Raw genomic sequence first — 1037 nt, forward strand, 5'->3', positions numbered from 1 at the left:
CCGTCAGACTCTGGGGGCGTAATATTTCCGTTCCATGCTTTCTATCTATAGCGAACTCCTTTGGATCGTGGTGGTGCTTTAGACGCCAGCCATGATCTCATCTCTGGGCGCATCAAACGCCGTTTTATGTCTCAATATGCTCCACGCCATCCGGGCCAATTTATTCGCCAAAGCGACCGGCAGCTTGTTGCGATGCATGCGCTCTGATGCGCGTATGAGCCATGCGCCGAAGCTGAAGTCCGGCCATCGGTGGGATCGCATCAGGATAACCTTAGCCGCCTGAACGAACAACATGCGCAAATACCTGCTTCCACGTTTGGTGATCCGTCCCAATATAGTTCGGCCGCCCGTGCTGTATTGTCGAGGGACCAACCCCACCCAAGCTGCAAAGTCACGACCACGATCGAAGGCCTCGCCTTCACCGATAGCAGCCACCATCGCCGTCGAGATCATCGGTCCAATCCCAGGCACCGTCATCACGTTGACGCAGTTCTCTTCCGTTCGGCTGATGACCTCGATCTCTTTTGAGACTGTATCGATCCGACCATCCATCCACATCCAATCACCATAGAGCCCGATGAGTATCTTCCGCATCCGCGGTGATATCTCATCTTTGCGGTCTTCAAGGATGGTCTCGAAGGAATTTTTCAACGCACGCAAACCTTTGCGGACAGTGATGCCCTGTTCAATTAAAAACGCCCGGATCTGATTGATCGTTGCCGTCCGTCGCGACACCAAGCGCGACCTGACACGGTGCAACGCTTGCAAATCGAGCTGGTCTTGGCTCTTCTCAGAGACTGCATTCAAGTTCGGACGCAGCGCCGCTTCAGCGATGGCTTCCGCGTCATTGTAGTCGTTCTTCTGGCCCTTATTGAATGGCTTTACGTAGATCGCTGGAATAATCCGAGGCTCTAAACCCATCTTGCGCAGCGTGCCACTGACAAAGTGGGCACTCAGACACGCCTCCATTCCGACAATACAACGCGGCAACTTTTCGAACGTCGTGACCAATGCAAGGCGTTTGATCTGCTTACGCA

At 53.8% G+C, this 1037-nt stretch carries 1 protein-coding gene; it reads right to left on the minus strand.

Going from position 1 to position 1037, the window contains the following annotated elements; genetic code table 11:
* Nucleotides 1-78: 78 nt before the first annotated feature.
* Nucleotides 79-1037 (minus strand): IS110 family RNA-guided transposase (locus ROG8370_RS19900; RefSeq protein ID WP_085828839.1); only part of this gene is annotated, 959 nt, incomplete at its 5' end.

This window comes from Roseovarius gaetbuli, from assembly GCF_900172365.1.
GTDB lineage: Bacteria > Pseudomonadota > Alphaproteobacteria > Rhodobacterales > Rhodobacteraceae > Roseovarius > Roseovarius gaetbuli.